Source organism: Microcystis sp. M_QC_C_20170808_M9Col (assembly GCF_007095495.1).
GTDB classification, from domain to species: domain Bacteria; phylum Cyanobacteriota; class Cyanobacteriia; order Cyanobacteriales; family Microcystaceae; genus Microcystis; species Microcystis aeruginosa.
Genome location: NZ_SFBZ01000328.1, coordinates 1 through 3,762, shown reverse-complemented (window position 1 = coordinate 3,762; position 3,762 = coordinate 1). Strand labels below are relative to the sequence as shown.

At 39.3% G+C, this 3,762-nt stretch carries 6 protein-coding genes and 1 pseudogene; 1 reads left to right on the top strand and 6 read right to left on the bottom strand.

Features of this window, described 5'->3' with window-relative positions; genetic code table 11:
• The 5 genes from EWV68_RS21020 to EWV68_RS21000 all read right to left on the bottom strand — a co-directional run.
• Positions 1–206, bottom strand: a 206-nt coding sequence (locus EWV68_RS21020) for a hypothetical protein (protein ID WP_287170931.1), incomplete at its 3' end; no start/stop codon positions are given.
• A 233-nt stretch (positions 207–439) separates the two neighbouring features.
• Positions 440–826, bottom strand: coding sequence for a type II toxin-antitoxin system VapC family toxin (locus EWV68_RS21015; protein WP_287170930.1), 387 nt, complete (start codon positions 824–826; stop codon positions 440–442).
• 3 nt (positions 827–829) lie between these two features.
• Positions 830–1,057: a DUF2281 domain-containing protein gene (locus tag EWV68_RS21010; protein ID WP_061431089.1), complete on the bottom strand. Its 228-nt coding sequence runs from the start codon at positions 1,055–1,057 to the stop codon at positions 830–832.
• A gap of 319 nt (positions 1,058–1,376) precedes the next feature.
• Positions 1,377–1,751, bottom strand: coding sequence for a hypothetical protein (locus EWV68_RS21005; protein ID WP_061431090.1), 375 nt, complete (start codon positions 1,749–1,751; stop codon positions 1,377–1,379).
• A gap of 2 nt (positions 1,752–1,753) precedes the next feature.
• The gene (locus EWV68_RS21000) at positions 1,754–2,107 is read right to left on the bottom strand and encodes a papain fold toxin domain-containing protein (RefSeq protein WP_002798426.1); all 354 of its coding nucleotides are present in this window, start codon (positions 2,105–2,107) and stop codon (positions 1,754–1,756) included.
• A gap of 913 nt (positions 2,108–3,020) precedes the next feature.
• Between EWV68_RS21000 and EWV68_RS22190 the strand changes: the two are divergent.
• A pseudogene (locus EWV68_RS22190) lies at positions 3,021–3,143 on the top strand (PEP-CTERM sorting domain-containing protein); the annotation flags it as partial.
• Between the two features lie 288 nt (positions 3,144–3,431).
• Here EWV68_RS22190 and EWV68_RS20990 read toward each other — a convergent pair.
• Positions 3,432–3,762: Uma2 family endonuclease (locus EWV68_RS20990; RefSeq protein ID WP_287170928.1), on the bottom strand; the 331-nt coding region annotated here is incomplete at its 5' end.

The following is a 3,762-nucleotide window of genomic DNA, read 5'->3' as shown; positions in this document are numbered from 1 at the left end:
TGGCAGTATTCAATTGCTTCGAGAACGGCGGCTAAGGGTAATTCTTTGCTGTCGGCGACTTCTTCAGGAGTCATTTTGTTGGCGATCGCATCTGACCAAACAGTGAAAGCTGTCAGCTTCCTACTTTTAATGTATAGTTGCTGTCGCCAGGAATGAGGACGTTTCTCTAAATACTGCCATTGAGTTTTCGCTACGTTGGTAGTCATGCTGATGCCTTGATCAAAGCTGGTATCCCTAGTCTATCAGCTAGTTATTGCGAGGGAATCTTCCCCTGTGAATCGCTAGTTAGGGAGAAGAATGTAAAGATTTATTAAATTGTAGCTTAGGATACAGTTGTTTTTTTGAGATGTGTATCCTCCTGTTGTCTGCCTTTGACGTTGGGTGGGGGTGCTGCTTGACCTGGCTGCGAAGGATGCGATCGCCTGACATTTTGGGAAATTTACCAAATTCTTTGAACGGGGTAACGGTCAAATATCTCATCAATGCTCAGAATAGGCATAATTTCGGTTATTGATTGGGATATTAAAAGTCGATCAAAGGGGTCTTTATGATAGTGGATAAGGGTTGCTAGTGTCCAGATATGAGCTAGATCAATAGAAAGTATTTCTAGATTATTAATGGTTATTTGATTTTTAATTAATTCCTGTAAAGATGGGTTAAGTTGTAATTTTCCCAGTTGCAGTTTTATTTGCATTTCCCAGACACTAGCAACGCTTAAAAACAAGCGATTATTTCGATCAAATAACAAATCCTGCACGGTTAGTGATAGTTTTTCTGAGTTAATTGACCACCAAATAAAGCTATGGGTATCTAATAAAAGTTGCATGGGTTAAGTTGGAGGCAAGAGTTCATCGGTTAGGGGTTCGTTAAAGTCATCGCTGATCCAGCCTTGACCTTGATATAATCCTGCAATTCTACCTGTTTGGGTTATTTGGGTTTGATGGTGTTGATTGACTATAGATTCCAAAAAATCGAGAATTTCTTGTTGTTGTTGGACAGGTAATGTCTGAAGGGTTTGCAACAAAGGAGAATTGGTATCTAGGCCAGCATTGTTCATCACGATTTGATTTGAGGATTTTGGGGCAATACCTCAAGGATAGCATGGGTTTTCAGAGGTGAGGGGACAAGTTACGGATGCTGCGATTGCACTACTGAAGTCGGATCGGGTCTCTCTGTCTCGTCTTCTGGGGATTGTTTATTCTGGTTCTGGGTTTTCTTTATAGAGATTGGGAGGGAAATGTAAAGATTTGTAAAATATTTATTAAATTGTAGCTTAGAATACAGTTTTTAGTGCGGTAGTGTGTGTTGTTTTGCTGTCCGTTCTTGGCGTTGGGTTGGGCTGTTGTTTGACCTGAGATATGAGATTTGCGATCGCACTAGCTGACACGACTTATAATAATCTCTTTATCCTCAATCCCATCGGCAGGAATTTCCTGACTGCCAAGTTGTTGAAACTCCCCTAGTAACTGAAAAAAACGCTCAAATCCCTGCTTTTCATCGGGGCAATAGAGCAGGATAATTTTAGCCCAAGCATTAGATGTATGAAGATTGTATTTGTTTTCAACAAACTGATGAAACTCTTGATAGAATCTGATTTCTTCGGCTGTCGGTTCAATTCCTAACTCCCGTCTAGCAGTTTTATAACCCACTAAAAACATAAACAAATCCGACAGGGAAGGACGACCAATATACAGTCCAGGTCTAGCTTTAATCTTAGACAAAATCTCAAATAATCCGCCTTTTACTTCCATCTTTACCCTTCTCCTGCTTCAGTAATTATAAACTCTTCACTTTGGCAATGAAAATCTTTCAGCCAATCATCTCGTGTCATCCCTTGAGGAGACAGATTATCAAATACTCTTCCCCTTACTTCTACCCCATAATGTTTTCCATTGATCGTAATTGATTGATCATTCCCTATGCGATCGCTAATGATATAATCTTCGTCATGATAGCGCGTTTTCAGTTCGATCACTTTCCCCTCAATTTCGTTGTCTGTTAGCCACTGCATTACTGCTCTAGCACATTCATAACATTGATAAAGCTGGAATTGACTGACAATATTGCCAATTTCTTGATCAATTTGGGAATCGGTTAACTTAACCACTCTCTCACTCCAAAATGAAAGCTGGTATCCCTAGTCTATCAGCTGGTTAGTGCGAGGGAATCTTCCCCTGTCAATCCCTAAGCTAGGGAAAGGAATGTAAAGATTTATTAAATTGTAGCTTTTGATACTTTTGTGGGGGGGGAGTGTGTATCGTTTTGTTGTCTGCCATTGGGGTTGGGTTGGGCTGTTGCTTGATCTGGCTGCGAGGGGGGCGATCGCACTACTATCTCAGTGACTAATATGCTCTAACAATTGCCTCTTCATTTACCACTAGGTCTTTTTGCCATTGGCACACTAAGAGCAACCTCAACCCTCAATCGCAAACTGAAATCCTCCCAACCCACCTTAGTCTTAATATTAGGAAGAAGTAACAATGAAAGCCTGCTTAATTAATATTTCTGTTACCCTGACTATAACATCTGCTCTGTCAATTGTTATTTCAAAACCTGTCAATGCTTTGACTTTAGCGGGTTCTTTTAGTTTTATGGGAAACTCAACATACCTTAAGGAAGACCCAAAATGTAAAGCCGAACCTGGAAGTCCTCATATGGTAACAATAAATTCTGAGTTTAGTATAAAGAAAGATCCATTTAATGCTAGCCAGAGTTTTATTAAATTTACATGGGCAGGTAGTGATTGTAAAGATGCTGATAAAGAGTTCGGCAATTATCGAAACAGTGGTATGCCTTGGATGTCTAAAAAAATACCTCTTACCGACAAAACTATACTTAATCCAACAACATGGAAAGTTGAAAGAATAGAGTTTAAAGGAGAATTAGATGGAACGGGATCATCCGCTGGTTTTTTTGATTTTACAACTGGAACTGGTATGACTACAAGTGGAATAACCCCCGCAACGACAGGAAGTGATAAAACTACTGTTTTTAAAATTACTGATTTTAAAAGCGCAAAAGTTCCTGAACCCAACTCCACCCTCAGCCTACTTGCTCTTGGCACCCTCGGCGCAGCTTCAACCCTCAAGCGCAAACTAGAACCCTCCCAATCCACCGAAAAAGAAACCACAAAAGTAGGCTAATTTGCTTCTAAAAATACCATAAATGCCCCCTTCATTCAGTCAGTTGAGGTGGTATTTATATCGTATTTTTATGTTATCTTGAGGGGATTTATACCGCTTTGCGGAAGGCAAAAGTCTTATACCATAAGCTTTTCATGTTCCTAATTTTTACAATCCAAATCAATCATTAATGTTACCAGTGTAAAATAAATAATAGGGGTTATTCATAATGAGTCCACATCCGTATAACTTTGACAACTTTACTCTTCTGGAATAAACTGATAAACCAAACGATGCTGACATAACAAATTAAACCTTTAGCCAAGCAAAAATATCCACTGCTGATATTGACCAACGTTCTAATCCTTTAATCACTGCTAAAGGCTCATTATTTCCTTCAGTTGCAATATGTACTTTCGGTAATCCTGTTTGAAAAACGGTGACTGACTTTGCTGAAGGATCAATCAACCAACCTAATTCTGTTCCTTGTTGTAAACAGAAAATAATCTTTTCCATCCCTAAGGTAACAGATTGTTCAGGAGACATAATTTCAATAATCCAATCGGGATAACGTAAAAATTGATCGGCCATTTCTCCATCTAGATCTCTTGGCAAATTCTCCCAACGAATCACCGCAATA

Excerpts from the sequence above, each read along its gene's own strand:
- EWV68_RS21015 (WP_287170930.1), bottom strand. The coding sequence starts at position 826 with ATGCAACTTTTATTAGATACCCATAGCTTTATTTGGTGGTCAATTAAC.
- EWV68_RS21010 (WP_061431089.1), bottom strand. The coding sequence starts at position 1,057 with ATGAACAATGCTGGCCTAGATACCAATTCTCCTTTGTTGCAAACCCTT.
- EWV68_RS21005 (WP_061431090.1), bottom strand. The coding sequence starts at position 1,751 with ATGGAAGTAAAAGGCGGATTATTTGAGATTTTGTCTAAGATTAAAGCT.